Origin of the sequence: Nocardioides szechwanensis (assembly GCF_900103935.1) — a bacterium.
GTDB classification, from domain to species: Bacteria; Actinomycetota; Actinomycetes; order Propionibacteriales; family Nocardioidaceae; genus Nocardioides; species Nocardioides szechwanensis.
In genome coordinates this window covers 13,072-28,956 of the sequence record NZ_FNIC01000010.1, presented here as the reverse complement: position 1 = coordinate 28,956, position 15,885 = coordinate 13,072, and the positions used below count along the sequence as shown (strand labels likewise).

The 15,885-nt window shown below is 71.4% G+C and carries 19 protein-coding genes and 1 pseudogene; 6 read left to right on the top strand and 14 right to left on the bottom strand.

What is annotated here, in order from left to right; translation table 11 throughout:
- Window positions 1–5 precede the first annotated feature (5 nt).
- The 8 genes and pseudogenes from BLR90_RS18815 to BLR90_RS18785 form a co-directional block, all read right to left on the bottom strand.
- A complete protein-coding gene (locus tag BLR90_RS18815) occupies window positions 6–197 on the bottom strand; it encodes a ferredoxin (RefSeq protein ID WP_091026777.1) in 192 nt (63 codons plus the stop codon).
- Window positions 194–1,651, bottom strand: a complete 1,458-nt coding sequence (locus tag BLR90_RS21725) for a fatty acid desaturase (protein ID WP_218029462.1) — start codon at window positions 1,649–1,651, stop codon at window positions 194–196. Before BLR90_RS21725 ends, BLR90_RS18815 begins: the two co-directional genes overlap by 4 nt.
- A 77-nt stretch (window positions 1,652–1,728) precedes the next feature.
- Entirely contained in the window at window positions 1,729–2,058 is a 330-nt protein-coding gene (locus BLR90_RS18805; RefSeq protein ID WP_091026776.1) for a hypothetical protein, read from the bottom strand.
- A 277-nt stretch (window positions 2,059–2,335) separates the two neighbouring features.
- Entirely contained in the window at window positions 2,336–3,100 is a 765-nt protein-coding gene (locus tag BLR90_RS18800) for an ABC transporter permease (protein WP_091026775.1), read from the bottom strand.
- On the bottom strand, window positions 3,097–3,711 hold the full coding sequence (locus BLR90_RS21570) for an AAA family ATPase (protein ID WP_245715411.1): 615 nt from the start codon (window positions 3,709–3,711) through the stop codon (window positions 3,097–3,099). Before BLR90_RS21570 ends, BLR90_RS18800 begins: the two co-directional genes overlap by 4 nt.
- Window positions 3,685–4,133, bottom strand: a pseudogene (locus BLR90_RS21565) (ATP-binding cassette domain-containing protein); the annotation flags it as partial. The gene BLR90_RS21570 and the pseudogene BLR90_RS21565, both read right to left, overlap by 27 nt.
- 153 nt (window positions 4,134–4,286) lie before the next feature.
- Window positions 4,287–4,664 carry a hypothetical protein gene (locus BLR90_RS18790; RefSeq protein WP_091026774.1) on the bottom strand — a complete coding sequence of 126 codons (378 nt, stop codon included), beginning with the start codon at window positions 4,662–4,664 and terminating at the stop codon, window positions 4,287–4,289.
- Between the two features lie 83 nt (window positions 4,665–4,747).
- Entirely contained in the window at window positions 4,748–5,392 is a 645-nt protein-coding gene (locus BLR90_RS18785; protein WP_170254381.1) for a PadR family transcriptional regulator, read from the bottom strand.
- Window positions 5,393–5,486: 94 nt separating this feature from the next.
- Here BLR90_RS18785 and BLR90_RS18780 point away from each other — a divergent pair, with 94 nt between their 5' ends.
- On the top strand, window positions 5,487–6,098 hold the full coding sequence (locus BLR90_RS18780; protein ID WP_091026773.1) for a hypothetical protein: 612 nt from the start codon (window positions 5,487–5,489) through the stop codon (window positions 6,096–6,098).
- Here BLR90_RS18780 and BLR90_RS18775 read toward each other — a convergent pair.
- Complete coding sequence (locus BLR90_RS18775; protein WP_091026772.1) at window positions 6,085–7,425, bottom strand: NAD-dependent malic enzyme; 1,341 nt, start codon at window positions 7,423–7,425, stop codon at window positions 6,085–6,087. The genes BLR90_RS18780 and BLR90_RS18775 overlap by 14 nt on opposite strands.
- 173 nt (window positions 7,426–7,598) lie before the next feature.
- Between BLR90_RS18775 and BLR90_RS18770 the strand changes: the two genes are divergently transcribed.
- Genes BLR90_RS18770 through BLR90_RS18760 form a run of 3 tightly spaced genes read left to right on the top strand, consistent with a single transcriptional unit; the run spans window position 7,599 to window position 11,332 of the window.
- A complete protein-coding gene (locus BLR90_RS18770) occupies window positions 7,599–8,186 on the top strand; it encodes a TetR/AcrR family transcriptional regulator (protein WP_218029463.1) in 588 nt (195 codons plus the stop codon).
- A gap of 56 nt (window positions 8,187–8,242) precedes the next feature.
- The gene (locus tag BLR90_RS18765) at window positions 8,243–10,567 is read left to right on the top strand and encodes an MMPL family transporter (RefSeq protein WP_091026770.1); all 2,325 of its coding nucleotides are present in this window, start codon (window positions 8,243–8,245) and stop codon (window positions 10,565–10,567) included.
- A 39-nt stretch (window positions 10,568–10,606) separates the two neighbouring features.
- Window positions 10,607–11,332, top strand: a complete 726-nt coding sequence (locus BLR90_RS18760) for a class I SAM-dependent methyltransferase (RefSeq protein WP_170254382.1) — start codon at window positions 10,607–10,609, stop codon at window positions 11,330–11,332.
- Here BLR90_RS18760 and BLR90_RS18755 read toward each other — a convergent pair.
- From BLR90_RS18755 to BLR90_RS18735, 5 genes are all read right to left on the bottom strand, one after another.
- A complete protein-coding gene (locus BLR90_RS18755; protein WP_091026768.1) occupies window positions 11,314–11,781 on the bottom strand; it encodes a DUF1997 domain-containing protein in 468 nt (155 codons plus the stop codon). The genes BLR90_RS18760 and BLR90_RS18755 overlap by 19 nt on opposite strands.
- Complete coding sequence (locus BLR90_RS18750) at window positions 11,781–12,263, bottom strand: glutathione peroxidase (RefSeq protein ID WP_091026767.1); 483 nt, start codon at window positions 12,261–12,263, stop codon at window positions 11,781–11,783. Before BLR90_RS18750 ends, BLR90_RS18755 begins: the two co-directional genes overlap by 1 nt.
- A gap of 63 nt (window positions 12,264–12,326) precedes the next feature.
- Window positions 12,327–12,977 (bottom strand): hypothetical protein, encoded by a 651-nt coding sequence (locus BLR90_RS18745; RefSeq protein ID WP_091026766.1) that lies wholly within the window; start codon window positions 12,975–12,977, stop codon window positions 12,327–12,329.
- A complete protein-coding gene (locus BLR90_RS18740; RefSeq protein ID WP_091026765.1) occupies window positions 12,974–13,591 on the bottom strand; it encodes a nitroreductase family protein in 618 nt (205 codons plus the stop codon). The genes BLR90_RS18745 and BLR90_RS18740 overlap by 4 nt, the downstream gene beginning before the upstream one ends.
- A 34-nt stretch (window positions 13,592–13,625) precedes the next feature.
- Window positions 13,626–14,597, bottom strand: a complete 972-nt coding sequence (locus tag BLR90_RS18735; RefSeq protein ID WP_091026764.1) for an SDR family NAD(P)-dependent oxidoreductase — start codon at window positions 14,595–14,597, stop codon at window positions 13,626–13,628.
- A 128-nt stretch (window positions 14,598–14,725) separates the two neighbouring features.
- Here BLR90_RS18735 and BLR90_RS18730 point away from each other — a divergent pair, with 128 nt between their 5' ends.
- Together BLR90_RS18730 and BLR90_RS18725 are read left to right on the top strand one after the other, a co-directional pair.
- Window positions 14,726–15,217: a DUF2231 domain-containing protein gene (locus BLR90_RS18730; RefSeq protein WP_091026763.1), complete on the top strand. Its 492-nt coding sequence runs from the start codon at window positions 14,726–14,728 to the stop codon at window positions 15,215–15,217.
- Window positions 15,218–15,221: 4 nt separating this feature from the next.
- Window positions 15,222–15,881, top strand: coding sequence for a response regulator transcription factor (locus tag BLR90_RS18725; RefSeq protein ID WP_091026762.1), 660 nt, complete (start codon window positions 15,222–15,224; stop codon window positions 15,879–15,881).
- Window positions 15,882–15,885 lie beyond the last annotated feature (4 nt).

The following is a 15,885-nucleotide window of genomic DNA, read 5'->3' as shown; positions in this document are numbered from 1 at the left end:
AGTCATCAGCCCGTGAGCGTCAGCGCCAGCACCGGGCACGCCTGCACGGCGGCGTGGACCTGCCCGCGGTGCCTCTCGTCCGGCGTCTCGTCCAGGACGTGCATCACCTCGTCGTCGTCCACCTCGAAGAACTCGTGCGCCATCGCCTCGCACATGCCGAGACCCTCACAGCGGTCCCGGTCGACCTCGATCCTCACACCGACTCCGCCGAGGTGAGCGGCACGAAGTCGAGCTTGTCGCGCACCCCGCAGTCGGGGCAGCACCAGTCGTCGGGGATGTCGGCCCACGCCGTACCGGCGGCGAACCCCTCGAGCTCGTTGCCGACCTCGACCTCGTAGGTGTGGCCGCAGCCGGGACACCTCGCGGCGAGGACCTCCTCGACCGGTAGCGCCCGCTCGGCCGCCTCCGCGGCCTCGGCGGCGACCCGCTCCGCCTCGACCACCGTGGCCGGCCGCGGCCACTTCGCGAGCAGCTTGGCCTCCTTGCCCGGCTGGAGGTTGGCGCGGGTGATGTCGCCACCGAAGTGCGCGGCGACGCGCGGGTCCATGACCCGGCGCCAGATCGGCGGGAACGCCGCCAGCACGATCATCCCGGCGTAGCCGGTCGGCAGCACCGGGGACTCCTCGAAGTCGCGCAGCGTCTGGTAGCGCCGGGTCGGGTTGGCGTGGTGGTCGCTGTGGCGCTGCAGGTGGTAGAGCAGCACGTTGGTCGCGATGTTGTTGGAGTTCCAGGAGTGCGAGGGGTCGACCCGCTCGTAGCGCTGGCGGTCGCCGGCGCCGACCTTCTGGCGCAGCATCCCGTAGTGCTCCATGTAGTTGACGACCTCGAGCAGCGAGAAGCCCACGACCGCCTGGATGACGAGGTACGGCGTGATGCCGACGCCGAGCCACGCGATCACGCCGCCGAAGAGCACGGCCGACATCAGCCAGGCGTTGAGCACGTCGTTGCCGATCCGCCACGGGTGCTGCTGGCGGCGCGCGTAGCGGCGCTTCTCCACCCGCCAGGCGCTCGTGAGCGACCCGACGACCGTGCGCGGCCAGAACGCGTAGAACGTCTCGCCCATCCGCGAGGACGCGGGGTCCTCGGGGGTGGCGACGCGCACGTGATGGCCGCGGTTGTGCTCGATGTAGAAGTGACCGTAGAAGCTCTGCGCGAGCGCGATCTTGGACAGCCAGCGCTCGTTGGCCTCGCGCTTGTGGCCGAGCTCGTGGGCGGTGTTGATCCCGATGCCGCCGATGCAGCCGATCGATACCGCCAGGCCCACCTTGTCGAAGAGGTTCAGGTCGCCGCCGATGCCGAGCGGGTCGCCGCGCGCGATGAGGTACATCGCGCCGACGAACCCGGCGTACTGCACCGGCAGGAAGAGGTAGGTGATCCAGCGGTAGTACTTGTCCTTCTCCAGCGCCTCGATCGCGTCGTCGGGCGGGTTGGAGCGGTCGAGGCCGGAGATCAGGTCGATCGCGGGGACGATCACGAGGATCACCACGGGTCCGATCCAGAACCACGCGCCGACGCCGGTGGCGAGCCAGGCGCCGTAGCCGAGGAAGGCCAGCGTGGGCACCACCAGGCCGATCAGCCAGAGGTAGCGCTTGTTGTCCTTCCAGGCCTCGGTCGAGCCGGGGGCAACGGTGCTGTTCGCGATCGTGTCCAAGGGTCAGCCTCTCAACGGGTTTACGGGACCGTAGCCTTTGTAAACCCGCTTGACAAGACCCTAGGGTTTGTAAAGTGCTACCGGCCCTGCGACGGAGTGGCCCTCTCGGCCGCCTCGACCAGCTCGGCCAGCTCGCCGGCTCCCTCGACCCCGGCCGCGTCCAGGGCGACGGCCCGCTCACGCAACGACGCGAGGTCGACCGGCCGGTCGGCGTACGGCGCCGCGCCCTTGAGGACCTGGGCGAAGTCGGCCGCCAGCGCGGCGATCTCGATCGAGGTCGCCGCTGCGGCGGCGGGGTCGGCCGCGACCAGCTCGGCCGCGGCCTCGTGGGTGCGGCCGTCGGCCGGGGAGGTCCAGCGCAGGCCGGCGGTGCCGATCACCTCGCCGAGGTCGGCGAGCTGCTCCATCAGGTGGTCGTTGTAGTTCGTAGTCGTCCGAACACGCCGCGAGCGTGAGCGCGAGCGAGCCCGCGAGCGCCGCGACCGCGAGCCGGGTGGGGTTCAGGACGGTGTGCAGGGTGCGGGTGCGAGGTCCGAGCGCCATGCGTCCTGGGACGGCCACGAAGGGAGAGCGGTTCCGCGTACGGGCCGGGCCGGGTGCTTCGCGGGCGAGTCGGTCACTTAGTGGGTGTTGCAACCCCCGCTAAGTGACGGGTTCCCCGGTCAGCCGGGGATCCCGCCACCCTCAGGCGTCGTCGCGACGGAAGACCGCGGTGCCCCACCAGAGTGCGACGGCGAAGAGGACGGCCGCCCAGGTGGTGCCCCAGAGGACGCCGCTGGTGCCGAGGTCGCCGGTGAATGCGTCGCGGACCCCGTCGACGATCCAGCGGAACGGCATGAAGTCGCTGGTGGTCTGCAGCCAGGCGGGGCCGAGGGTCATCGGCAGCAGGATCCCGCTGAGCAGCAGCACCGGCATCATGATCATGTTGATCAGCGGTGCCATCACGTCCTCGGACTTGGTCGTGAGCGCGAGCGCGTTGGACGCCGCCGCGCAGGCGCCGCCGATCAGGAGAGTCAGCACGATGCCGACCGCGATGCCGCCGGCCGAGCCGCGCATGCCCATGACGTAGCCGAGCGCGACCAGGATCAGGGCCTGCACCAGCAGTTGGGCGAGGTCGCGCAGCAGCCGCCCGCAGAGCAGCGCGGTACGGCTGGCGGGGGTGACCCGCTCGGCCTCGACCACGCCCTCGCGCCACTCGGCGATCAGGCCGAAGCCGGCGAAGAACGCGCCGAACAGGCCGAGCTGCACCAGCAGCCCGGGCACCAGGAACGTGAACTCGTTGCCGTCGAAGCCCGGGAAGGTGCGTACGACGGGCTTGAGCAGCGGGCCGAACAGCAACAGGTAGAGCACCGGCTGCATGACGCCGATCAGCACCCAGGCCGGGTTGCGCAGGTTCATCCGGAGCTGGCGGCGGAAGACGATCAGGGAGTCGCGCACGAAGCTGTTCACTGGGTGGCTCCTTCGAGCTCGGGTTCGTCGCTGACACCGCTGGCACCGCCCGCGTCGCCGGAGTCGGCGGCCGCCTCGGCGTCACGCAGGGACCGACCGGTGAGGGTGAGGAAGACGTCGTCCAGGGTCGGTCGGGCGACCTCGATCGACTCGAGGGCGACGGCGGCGGACTCCAGGTCGCGCAGCAGCGCGGGGATCATCCGCCCCGCCCGCTGGACCCGGCCGCGCACGTGGTGGCCCTCGACCTCCACGTGGGTGGCGATGCTCGCGAGCTTGTCGCGGGCCACGGCCACCTGCTCGTCAGCAGCCACCTCCAGGTCGACCAGGTCACCGGACACCTGCGCCTTGAGGTTGTCGGCGGTGTCGCTGGCCACGATCCGGCCCTGGTCGATGATCACGATCCGGTCGCTGAGGGTGTCGGCCTCGTCGAGGTAGTGGGTGGTCAGGAAGACCGTCGCGCCGCGCTCCGAGCGAAGCTTGGCGATGTGCTCCCACAGGTTGGCCCGCGCCTGCGGGTCCAGCCCCGTGGTCGGCTCGTCGAGGAAAACCAGGGTCGGGTCGTGGATCAGCCCGGCGACGATGTCGAGGCGGCGCTTCTGCCCACCCGACATGTTCTTGGGCATCCGCTCCCAGAGCCCGTCGAGCTGGAGTTGCTCGAAGAGCTCCCGGCCGCGCTTCTCCACGTGGGAGCGCGAGAGGCCGTAGAGAGCATCCCGTGGTCCATCACCTCCTCGCCGGCGCGGGCGCTGCTGAACACGCCGCCGGTCTGGGAGACGTAGCCGATGCTGCGGCGCACCTGCGTCGCCTCGCGTACGACGTCGTACCCCGCGACCCGGGCGGTGCCCGCGGTCGGGCGCAGCAGCGTCACCAGCATCCGCAGGGTCGTCGTCTTGCCGGCGCCGTTGGGGCCGAGGAAGCCGACCACCTCGCCCTCGGCGACGTCGAGGTCGACCCCCGCGACGGCGTGCACCGGACGCTTCTTCTTCCCCTGACCGGTGTGGAAGGTCTGCACGAGTCCCCGTGCCTCGATCATGTGGGCTCCCTTCTGTTCAATCTCGACCAGCAAGTCGTTCAAGATTGAACAGTCACTCGTCAAGCCCGGCCTCCGGGCACAGCGACAGACCCGCCGACCGCGGCATTCTCATCGGTGCCGGGCCGGCGGGCTGCGCCCCCTGCGGAGCGAGGTTCAGACGCGCCGGTGGTGGCGCTTGAGGTCAGCGACCAGCTCGGCGACCTCGGTCGCGAGCGCGGGTGCGCCCAGGCAGCGGATGCGTACGACGTGCCGCGGCGTGCGGAGCCCGACCACCTTGGAGACGCGACCGCCCCCGATCTCGACCTCGGTGATGTCACGAAGGTTGAGGTTGAGCATCGCCATGCCGCGCCCCGCGCGGTTGGGGATGTAGTTGAGGTGGAGCTTGGTGAGGGTCAGCCGACCCGGGACCGAGGCCCCGCCCCACAGCAGCTGGAACCGGTCCAGTGCCGCGTCGGTGTCACTGTCGCCGCCCGCGCCCGTGGTCTCCACCATGAGGTGGCCGGTCTTCGAGACCAGGACTCCATACGACATGTCTTCCATTGTGCGTCGACAAATGCGCATATATCACCGCGGAAGGTGTACGGACTTGGGCGCGCCGACAGATTTTACTTTGGTCAGCGGCCCAGCAAGGCGCGGTACTTCGTGCGGTCGAGCTCCATCTGCCACCCGGGGTCGTCGGGTGGCGGCTCCCAGCCCCAGTCCTCCTGGCGCTCGAACTTCAGGGTCCCGTCCTCGATGTCGCGCAGCGTGCGCTCGAGCCACGCGAGCTCGGCGACCGCCGTGTCGCGCCACAGCTGCGCCGCCCGCAGCGCGTGCGGCGGACCCCACTCGCCCTTCGCGTGCTCTGCCTCGGGGAACCGCGCGATCGTCGCCTCGAGCCCCGCCCGCCGGACGCCGAGGGACGCCAGCACCTCGTCGCGAGCCAGCAACGGCAGCATGCTGAACGCCGCGTGGAAGGCCACCGTGTCGTAGGGGTCGACGGTCTCGAGCGACGCGCGGAGCAGGGTCGCCAGCTCGTCGCGGCCCTGGTCGGTGAGCTCGTAGACCGCCACGTCGCGGGTGCCGTCACGCAGCTCGTGGCGCACCAGATGTCCCTGCTCAGTGAGCCGGGACAGGCCGTGGTAGATCGAGCCCGGGTTGACGTGGGCCCACTTGTCGACCTCCCACGAGACCAGCTCGCGGCGGATCTGGTAGCCGTTGATCGGCTCGAACAGCGCGACCGCGCCCAGCAGCAGCAGCCGGGTCTCGTGGGCGCTCATGACCGTGAGTGTAGGAGCGAACCCTCGCGCCCAGACCCGGCTCCCGCCACAATGGCGCGGGTGCAGTACCGCGCGGCACGGACGGGGGAACGAGATGGCCGAGAGGACCCGGTGGCACACGGGGCGTACGACGCTGGTCGTGCTCGTCCTGCTCGCCGGACTCGTGGCCGCCGGCGCCGTCGGTGCCAGCCTGCTCTTCGCGGAGATCCCGGCCAAGGGCCCGGACCCGGTGTCGGTGAGCTGCTGGGACGGCGAGCAGCGGACAGACCCGGACGCCTGCGGCCAGCCGACCGGCGTACGCGGCCTGCGCTGGGTGTTCCCGTCCTTCCGCCCCAGCGACGAGGGCTGCCGCAACGTGCTGGACGAGCACCCGGAGTTCCAGGGACCGACGATGTGGGCCTGCGACGTCGAGATCGCCGGCTCGCCGGTGCTGATCACCTACAGCGAGCTCACGGAGATCGAGGAGAGTCTCACCTACCTCGAGCGGAGCTACGCCGGCGTCAAGCGCACGACCGTGAAGTCGGACGACGGGAACCCGCTGCGCTACGAGTGGCGCCGGCCCTTCGAGGACGGCTACGTGCTCATCTCGGTCTACGCCGAGCACCCGTACGCCGTGGAGGTGCGCGCCGAGGACGAGGTGCTGCGCGAGGACGCGCTGGCGACCATCGTGAAGTTCCGCGCCCCGTCGGCGCTCAGCTACCGCTGATCGCCGCGGCCACCGCCCGGGGCACGTCGGGATGGAAGACGCTCGGGATGATGAAGCTGGAGTTGAGCTCGTCGTCGCCGACCGCGTGCGCGATCGCGGCCGCCGCGCGCAGCAGCATGTCGACGGTGATCTCGGTCGCGCGGGCGTCGAGCAGCCCCCGGAACACGCCGGGGAACGCCAGCACGTTGTTGATCTGGTTGGGGTAGTCCGAGCGGCCGCTGGCCACGACGGCGGCGTACTTGTCGGCCTCCGCCGGGTCGACCTCGGGCACCGGGTTGGCCAGCGCGAACACCACGGCGTCGGCGGCCATGTCGGTGATCCACTCGGCCTGCATGAGCCCCGGGCCACTGACGCCGATGAACACGTCGGCGCCGACGAGACCCGCGTGCAGGTCGCCGTGGACATCGCGGGGGTTGGTCAGCGCGGCGAGCTCCAGCTTGGGGCCCGCCAGGCCCTCGCGGTCGGAGGTCAGGCAGCCCAGCCGGTCCCAGACGATGACATCGGCGCACCCGGCGGCCAGCAGCAGGGTGACGATCGCGGTGCCGGCGGCGCCCGACCCGGCCACCACGATGCGGGTGTCGGCGAGGTCCTTGCGGACCACGCGCAGCGCGTTGGTGAGCGCGGCGAGCACGACGATCGCCGTACCGTGCTGGTCGTCGTGGAAGACCGGGATGTCCAGGCTCTCGCGCAGCCGCCGCTCGATCTCGAAGCAGCGCGGCGCGGCGATGTCCTCGAGGTTGATGCCCCCGAAGCCCGGCGCGATCATCTCGACCGCGCGCACGATCTCGTCGGTGTCCTGCGTCGCCAGGCAGATCGGCCAGGCGTCGATGTCGGCGAACCGCTTGAACAGCACCGCCTTCCCCTCCATCACGGGTAGCGCCGCGCCCGGGCCGATGTTGCCCAGGCCGAGGACCGCGGAGCCGTCGGTCACCACGGCGACGGTGTTGCCCTTGGAGGTCAGCCGCCAGACGTCCTCGGGGTGCTCGGCGATGGCGGTGCTCACCCGGCCCACGCCCGGTGTGTAGGCCATCGACAGGTCGTCGCGGTTCTTGAGCGGCACCTTGCTGTGCACCTCGATCTTCCCGCCGAGGTGCAGCAGGAAGGTGCGGTCGCTGACCTTGTGGATCTCGACGCCTTCGAGCGCCTCGACCTTCGCGGCCAGCTCCTCGGCGTGCTCGGCGTCGCCCGCCGAGCAGGTGACGTCGACGACCAGCCGGTCGCTGGAGGAGTCGGCGACGTCGATGGCCGTGACGATGCCGCCCGCCTGCGCAATGGAGGTCGCGACGGCGCCGACGACCCCGTGGTCGGGCGCGGTGTAGAGGCGCATAGTGATCGAGTACGACGAGGAGGTGGCTGCGTGGCGGGACACCTCGCCACCCTGAACCCGCACGTCGCTCGCAGGCAAGTCCCCTCGCCGCCGGCTCTCGGGCACTCCCCGAGAGCAGCGTGACGGGCGACACATTTATGCACTTTGCTGAGATAAGTGCAAGAATGCACTCCATGACCGAAAGTGCAACGACCCGTGAGCGGCGCCGGCAGGAGACCGAGCACCGGATCACCGTCTGCGCGCAGCGGCTCACCGACGAGCGCGGTCTCGACGGCTTCACCATGGACGAGCTCGCCGAGGCCGCTGACGTCTCCCGGCGGACGCTGTTCAACTACTTCCCGAGCAAGGTCGACGCCGTGCTCGGGAACCCGCCCGACCTGCCCCCGTCCGTGCTCGCCACGTTCCACGCCGGAGGGCCGCACGGCCACCTGGTCGACGACCTCGGCGAGCTGGCCGCGGTACTGCTGAGCTCCAAGACGCTCACGCACGAGGAGATGGCGCTCGGCCACCGGGTGGTCACCACGACCCCCCGGCTGATCATGGCCGCGCACCAGCGGTTCCAGGAGCTCACCAGCGAGTTCGTCGACGTGATCCTCGCTCGCGAGGGCGCGGAGTTCGGCGAGGCCCGCGCCCGGCTGCTGATCCGTCTCCTCGTCGCGATCTTCGACGGCTGCATCCCCGTGAACGGCGAGGAGCCCGACCGGCCCCTGGCCGACATCTTCACCGACAGCCTGCGCACCGCGCGCGAGCTGCTCGCCTGACTCCTGCTCCTCCCCGCTCCCTCCCACGCGATTCCCCACCCGACCTGGAGACCCTCATGGCCACCCTGCTCTACCGCCTCGGCAAGACCGCCTTCCGGCGCTGGCCGCTGTTCATCGCCGCGTGGATCCTCGCGATGGTCGCCGTCGGCGCCCTCGCCGCCACGATGAGCAAGCCGATGACCGACTCGTTCTCGATCCCCGGCATCCCGTCCGAGAAGGCCGCCGACCTCCAGGCCGAGCTCTTCCCCGACGCCGTCGACGCCTTCGACCAGGCCTCGGTCAAGGTCGTCGTGGCCGCGCCTGAGGGCAGCCGACTCGACGACCCGGCGTACGCCGGGCAGGTCGACGCGCTGATCGAGGAGCTCTCCGCCCTGCCCCAGATGCCGGAGACGCCGCTGGCCGACCCGGTCACCGCCGCCGCGGAGCAGCGTGACGCGCTGGTGCAGGCCTCCACCGACGCCGGTACGCCGCGCGCCGACGCGCTGGCCAACGCGGCTGCACTGTCGCCGCTCAGCGAGGACGGCCGGGTCGGCACCATCACGTGGGACTTCGACGTCGAGACCGTCGCCGACGTCGAGCCCGCCACCATCGAGTCCCTCGGCGAGGTCATGGCCGACGCCCGCGGCGACGGCCTCGAGGTCGAGGCCAACGGCTCCGGCTCGGTCGGGATGTCGGAGCTCAACGGCACCTCCGAGCTGATCGGCATCGCAGTCGCGCTGCTCGTCCTCGTGCTCACCTTCGGCTCGCTGGTCGCCGCCGGTCTGCCGATCATCAGCGCGATGCTCGGCGTCGCCCTCGGCATCACGGGGGTCACCGCGATGACCGCCTTCACCGACATCGGCTCCACGACCCCGATGCTGGCCACGATGATCGGGCTCGCCGTCGGCATCGACTACGCGCTGTTCATCCTGGCGCGCTACCGCAGCGAGCTCGAGCACACCGACGACCGCGAGGAGGCCACCGGCATCGCCGTCGGCACTGCCGGCTCGGCGGTCGTCTTCGCCGGCCTGACCGTGCTGATCGCCCTGTCGGCGCTGCTGGTCGTGCGGATCCCGTTCCTCGGCACCATGGGTCTGGCCGCCGCCGCCACCGTCTTCATCGCGGTCCTGGTGGCGCTGACCCTGCTGCCCGCCATCCTCGGCATGACCAAGTCGAAGGCGTTCGGCGCGCAGGTCCGCAAGTACCGCCCGACCCGCGAGGCCGACAACCGGATCCTCAACAACGGCGTCCGCTGGGCCCGGCTGATCGCCCGCGCCCCGCTGGCCGTCGTACTGCTGGCCGTGATCGCCCTCGGCGCCATCGCCGTACCTCTCGGCAGCCTGCACCTCGCGTTCCCGACCGACAGCACCGCGTCGCCGGACACCACCCAGCGCAAGGCCTCCGACCTGATCGCCGAGTCGTTCGGCCCCGGCCGCGACGCCCCGATGCTGCTGGTGGTCGACGGTCGCAACCTCGCCGAGGACGAGCGCGGCGCGGCGTACGACCAGGTGACCGCGTGGGCCGAGGGCCAGGACGGCGTCGCCAACGCCCAGGTCATCGTCCGCAACGAGGAGGGCACCGGCGCGCAGATCATGGTCACCCCCACGACCGGCGCCGACGAGACCGCCACCGAGGACCTGCTCAACGCCTTCCGGGACGGCCAGGACGCGATCGAGGAGGAGACCGGTACGACGCTCGGCGTCACCGGCCTGACCGCGATCACCACCGACGTGTCCAAGCGGCTCAGCGACGCACTGCCGATCTACCTCGCGATCGTGGTGGGGCTGGCGTTCATCCTGCTGATGGTCGTCTTCCGCTCGATCCTCGTGCCGCTCACCGCGACGCTGGGCTTCCTGCTCTCGGTGCTCGCCACGCTCGGGGCCACCGTCGCGGTGTTCCAGGAGGGCGCGTTCGGGCTGGTCGAGGGCCAGCCGATCGTGAGCTTCATGCCGATCTTCCTGATCGGCCTGGTGTTCGGGCTGGCGATGGACTACCAGGTGTTCCTGGTGACCCGGATGCGCGAGGCGCACGTGCACGGCATGTCGACCCGTCACGCCGTGGTCGACGGCTTCCGCAACAGCGCCCGCGTCGTCGCCGCGGCCGCGGTCATCATGATCTCGGTGTTCGCCGCGTTCATGCTGATCGACGAGCCGATCATCAAGTCGATGGGCTTCGCGCTCGCCGTCGCCGTCTTCCTCGACGCGTTCGTCGTCCGGATGACGCTGATCCCGGCGCTGATGTACCTGCTCGGCGAGAAGGCCTGGTGGCTCCCCGCCTGGCTCGACCGGATCCTGCCCAACGTCGACGTCGAGGGCGAGCAGCTGGACCGCCCGCACCTCCAGCCCCGGCCCCTCGAGGACGAGCTCGAGGAGCTCGCGAAGGAGAGCAGCGTCCACGCCTGAGCGGGCCCGGTCACGCCGGCCGCGCGTATGGTCGAGCGCGTGCCCTTCTTCGACTTTCTCGCGGACAACCCTCGCTACACCGGCCGCCAGCCCATGATCAACCGGCTCAACCAGCGCCACGGGTTCCTCATCGACGCCTACGCCCAGGAGCTGTCGGGCGCGAGGGTGCTCGACCTCGCCGCGCACGACGGCCGCTGGTCCTACGCGCTCGCCTCAGCCGGCGCCCGGGAGGTGGTCGGGGTCGAGGTGCGGCCGGAGCTGACCGCGGAGTTCGCCGCCGGCTACCCCGAGACCGAGGCGAAGTCGCGCGTGCGCTTCGTCCAGGGCGACGTCTACGAGGAGCTGCCCAAGCTGGCCGCGGCCGGCGAGACCTTCGACGTGGTCGCCATCTTCGGCCTCTACTACCACGTCATGAACCACTACGGCCTGCTCACGATGATCCACCAGCTCAAGCCCGGGCTGGTCATCATCGACAGCGAGTTCGCGGTCGCGCCCGAGCCGGTCATCCGGCTGGCGGAGGAGCCGGTCTCCAGCCACCTCAACACCATCGGCTACACCGAGGAGCAGGAGATGGCGCCGATCGGCGTACCCAGCTTCTCGGCCATGGAGCTGATGGCCGGCTCGCTGGGCTACACCACCGAGTGGGCCGACTGGGAGTCGCTCCCCGAGGCCCAGCGGGTCGGTCTCAAGTCCTACTACCGGCGGCCGCCGCGCTGGAAGCGTCGCGCCACCTGCGCCCTGCGGCCTCAGCCCTTGGCGAGGTAGTCGAGCAGGTTCTTGGAGAAGCGGTCGCCCATGGTGGCCATCACGCCCTTCATGGTGGAGCGGACGGCCGGGCCCGCGGCGCGGGGCAGGGGCAGGCTGACGCAGATCTCGAGACTGGTCTCGAGCCGGGTGCCGCCCTGCGCCTCGGAGAGGTCGTACCAGCCGTTGACGCCGGCTCGCTCCTTCTCGTTCTCGGGCGGCTCGTGGTGGAACTCCAGGCGCTCCTGGTCCTCGAGCACCATCCGCTCGGTGAACGACGGCGCGAAGCCGACGCCGAGCACCTCGAGGCCGGTCATCGACCAGCGCCAGTAGTCGCCGCTCGCGTCGATCCGCTTCACGAACGGCGTCATCTGCGCGACCAGGGTGGGGTCGACCAGGACGTCCCAGATGCGCGACCGCTCATGGGGTACGACGGCCTCCGCGGTGGTCTTCGCCGAGAAGACGCCCATCAGGCGGCCAGCGCCTTCTCGATGTCGGAGCTGATCTTCTCCGGCTTCGTGGTCGGCGAGTAGCGGCCGATCACCTGGCCGTCCTTGCCGACGAGGTACTTGGTGAAGTTCCACTTGATCTTGCTGCCGAGCAGGCCGCCCTTCTCGGAGCGCAGCCACGCGAAGACCGGGTGCGCGTCGTCGCCGTTGACGTCGACCTTGCTGAACAGCGGGAACGTCACCCCGAAGTTGCGCTCGCAGAACCCCGCGATCTCGGCGTCCTCACCGGGCTCCTGGTGGCCGAACTGGTCGCACGGGAAGCCCAGCACGGCGAACCCCTCCTCGCCGTACTTGTCGTGCAGCGCCTGGAGGCCCTGGTACTGCGGGGTGAACCCGCACTGGGACGCGGTGTTGACGACGAGCACGACCTGGCCGGCGTAGGCGGCGAGGTCGACCTCGGAGCCGTCGATGCCGGTCGCGCTGAAGTCTTGGAGGGAGGACATGACCCCCAGTGTCCCAAAGGGCCCCTAGACATTCTCGGCCGACCAGTTCCTGGGCGACCGTCCTCAGCCGACGAGGCGCCCGGTCACCTGGGCCGGCTGCTGGTAGCCCACCTGGTTGTCGTGGCCGTCGAGGTGGACGCGGACCCGCCGGTCCCCGAGGTCGAGCACGATCTCGCCCTCCTCGATGGCGCACACCTCGCCGGCCACCCGGTGCCGTCCGTCCTCGAGCTCCTCCAGGACCGCCCCCGTCCGGCAGCGCCGCACGTCCTCACCGGCGACGAGCACCAGGTCCGGGCGGCCACGTCTGATGCCGGCGAAGCGCCACACCAGCAGCGCCGCGACGAGCAGCAGGAGGTCGACGAAGACGGTGACGACGAGCCCGAGGCTGCTGGTCACCTCGCCCTCGACCCGGTAGGCGGCGGGCTGGTCGGAAATCACCCGCACGTCCACCTGCTCGGTCGCCACCGCGTCGTCGTACGTCGCCTGGTCGACCTGGGCCGTCCAGAGCTGCTGGTCGGGATCGACCTCGGCGGGCATCCGGAACTCCACCAGGTAGGCCTCGTCGGTCACCGTGCCGGTGTCGGTCACGGCCGCGACGACGTCGACCCCGGAGCGGTCCACGCGCCAGGCGGTCCACGAGCTGTGCACCAGCGGCAGGTTGACCATCACCGCGACGATGGCGATCAGCAACAGGGCCTTGAGGCGGCGGCTCATGCGGTCGTCCAGGGGTCGCCCCAAACGTCGCCCCACACGAAGTCGGCCAGGGGCCGGCGGTGCCGCTCGCGCTGCTCGCGCTCGCGGTCGCGCTCGGGCACGTCGTCTGGTTTGCCGCGCCGGCCGACCGCGATCCCGGTCATCACGCGGTACCAGGCGGGTACACCGAGCGCGTCGTGCACGGCCTCGTGGTCGAAGCCGGCGAACTGGTGGGCGTGCAGGTCCATCGCCCGCGCCTGGAGGGTGAGGTGTGCGGCGGCCTGGCCGAGGTCGTGCAGCGCGTAGTCCGCGCCCCGCCAGCGCTCGCCGTCCGGGCCGGGCCCGACCTGCGCCGCGGTGACGAGCACGACCGAGGCGCGCGGCACCCAGCCGGAGTTGCCCCGGGTGAGGTGGCGGACGAGCACCTGGTGGGCGGCCGACCCGCGCTCGGCGACCACGAAGGCCCACGGCTGGCTGTTGCCCCAACTCGGCGCCCACTGCGCCGCGTGGAGCAGGGTCTCGACCTGCTCGCGGGTCAGCCGGTGCTCGTCGTCGAAGATGCTCGGGCTCCACCGCGACCGCAGCGGCTCCGCGAGTGCCTCGGCCCCGGGCATCGGTGCGTGCGGCTTCTCCATGCCCGTCAGTATCCCGGCCAGTGACTCGTCAGGGTCACCAGGCGGTGGTGCCGGTCGCCCCGGAGACGTAGGAGAGGAAGCGGCTCACCCGGGCCGGGTCCTCGTCGCGCTGCCAGCCGTACGTCGTCGGCCGCAGCGCCCGGTCGTGCCAGAAGTGCCGGCTGCCGGCCGAGTCGGGGCGCGTGGCCACCAGCCAGACGGCGGTGTCGGCGCCGCTGCGCGGGTCGCGCAGGAGAGGCCCCATCACCTTGTCGAAGCGGGGCAGGCTCTCGCTCACGCCCGGGGTCGCCACCCAGCCGGGGTGCATGCTCTCGACCCGGACCTCGCCGCCGCGCAGGCGGTCGGACCACGCCGCGGCCAGCACCACCTGCATCCGCTTGGTGCGCGCGTAGGCCTGGACGCCGTCGTACTCCCCGTCGCGGAACTCGATCTCGTCGGGCTCCACGCGCAGCCCGGCGCCGTACATGCCGCCGGAGGACATGAAGACCACCGACGAGCCCTGCGCCGCGCCGAGCACCGGCAGCAGCAGCTCGGTCATCAGGTGCGGGCCGAGCACGTGCGCGGCCAGCGCGAGCTCGTGGCCCTGCGCGGTCTCGGCGCGCTCCTTGGGCATCGCGCCGGCGTTGTGGACGATCCCGTGCAGCGCGTCGACGCGGCCGGTCAGGTCGGCACACCAGGCGCGTACGGCGTCGAGGTCGCCGACGTCGCACACCTCCTCGACCACGTCGGCCGTCGGGACCGCCCGCCGCAACCCCTCGGCGTACGACGCCACCTTGGCGCGGTTGCGACCGAGCAGGTGCACGGTGGCGCCCAGCTCCGCGAACGACTGCGCCATCGCCTCGCCGATGCCCGACGTGGCGCCGGTGACGACGACCCGCTTGCCGTGCAGGGAGCCGGTGGCGGGGTCGGCGGGCCACCAGCGCCGGCGCAGCGCGGGGCCGATCTTGGTGTAGCCGAGCACCAGGGAGCGGTCGAGCGCCGCGTCGACGAGGTGGGTGGGTCTCATGCTCCCGACCCTAGGCGGGCCCCGAAGCGGAGCGCCCGGTCAGCGCCTGCAGTCAGGTTGTCGGCAGGTCCGCGGCTCGACACTGGCAGGGAGCCCACGACTCCCACAACTGCATAGAGAGGTTCGTCATGTTCGACCTGATCAACGGCATCCCAGTGCACCCGCTCGTGGTGCACGCCATCGTCGTGCTCCTGCCCCTGGCCACCCTCGGGACCATCGCCATCGCCGTCCGGCCCAGGTGGCGGCGCCCCTACGGGCCGCTGGTCGTGGCGTCGGCCCTCGTCGCGACGGTGCTCTGCCCGGTCGCGACCTCGAGCGGCGAGGCCCTCGAGGGGCGCGTCGGTGAGCCCGGCGGAGACCACGCCGAGCTCGGGGAGTCGCTGGTCTGGTTCGCCCTGGCCCTGCTCCTGGCGTCCGCCGTCCTGGTCTACCTCCAGCGGCAGCACGACCGCCGGTTGGAGGCGGACGGAGCCGCCGCCACGAGCACCACAGCCCTGACCGTGGTCGCCGTGGTCGCGGTCGTCGTCGGCCTGGCCGCCGGCTTCCAGGTCTACCGGGTCGGTGACAGCGGGGCGAAGTCCGCCTGGGGTGACGCAGCAGGCGCGGTCGCGGGAGACTGATCCCGTGCTGGTCGGGGTCTGCGAGGACGATGCCGGGATCCGGCGACTCCTCCGCGAGGCCCTGAGGTTCGCCGGCCACGAGGTGCTGGCCGCGCACGACGGCGGCGAGGCACTGCGCCAGTTCGGGGCCGCCGCGCCCGTCGACCTGATCGTGATGGACATCGGGCTGCCCGACTCCGACGGTCGCGACGTCACCCAGGCGCTCCGGTCCGCCGGGCAGACCGCTCCGGTGCTGTTCCTCACCGCGCTTGGCTCCGTGTCGGACCGCGTGTCCGGCTTCCACGCCGGCGGCGACGACTACCTCTCCAAGCCGTTCGACGTGCAGGAGCTGCTGCTGCGCGTGGAGGCGCTGGGACGCCGTGGCCGCCCGGCCGCCGCCCACGTCGCCGGGCTCGAGCTGGACCCGACGGCGCACGCCGTACGGACCGCGACCGGCGAGGTCCTGCTCACCCCCACGGAGTACCGGATGCTCGCCGCCATCACCTCGCGCCCCGGCGAGGTCGTGCGCCGCCGTACCGTGGTGGCGGCGGCCTGGCCCGACGGTGCCGTCGTCACCGAGAACACCGTCGACTCCTTCATCAGGCGGGTCCGCGCCAAGCTCGACGCGGTCGGCTCACCGGTGGCCATCGAGACCGTGCGGGGAGTGGGGTTCCGAGTCAGGTGAGGCC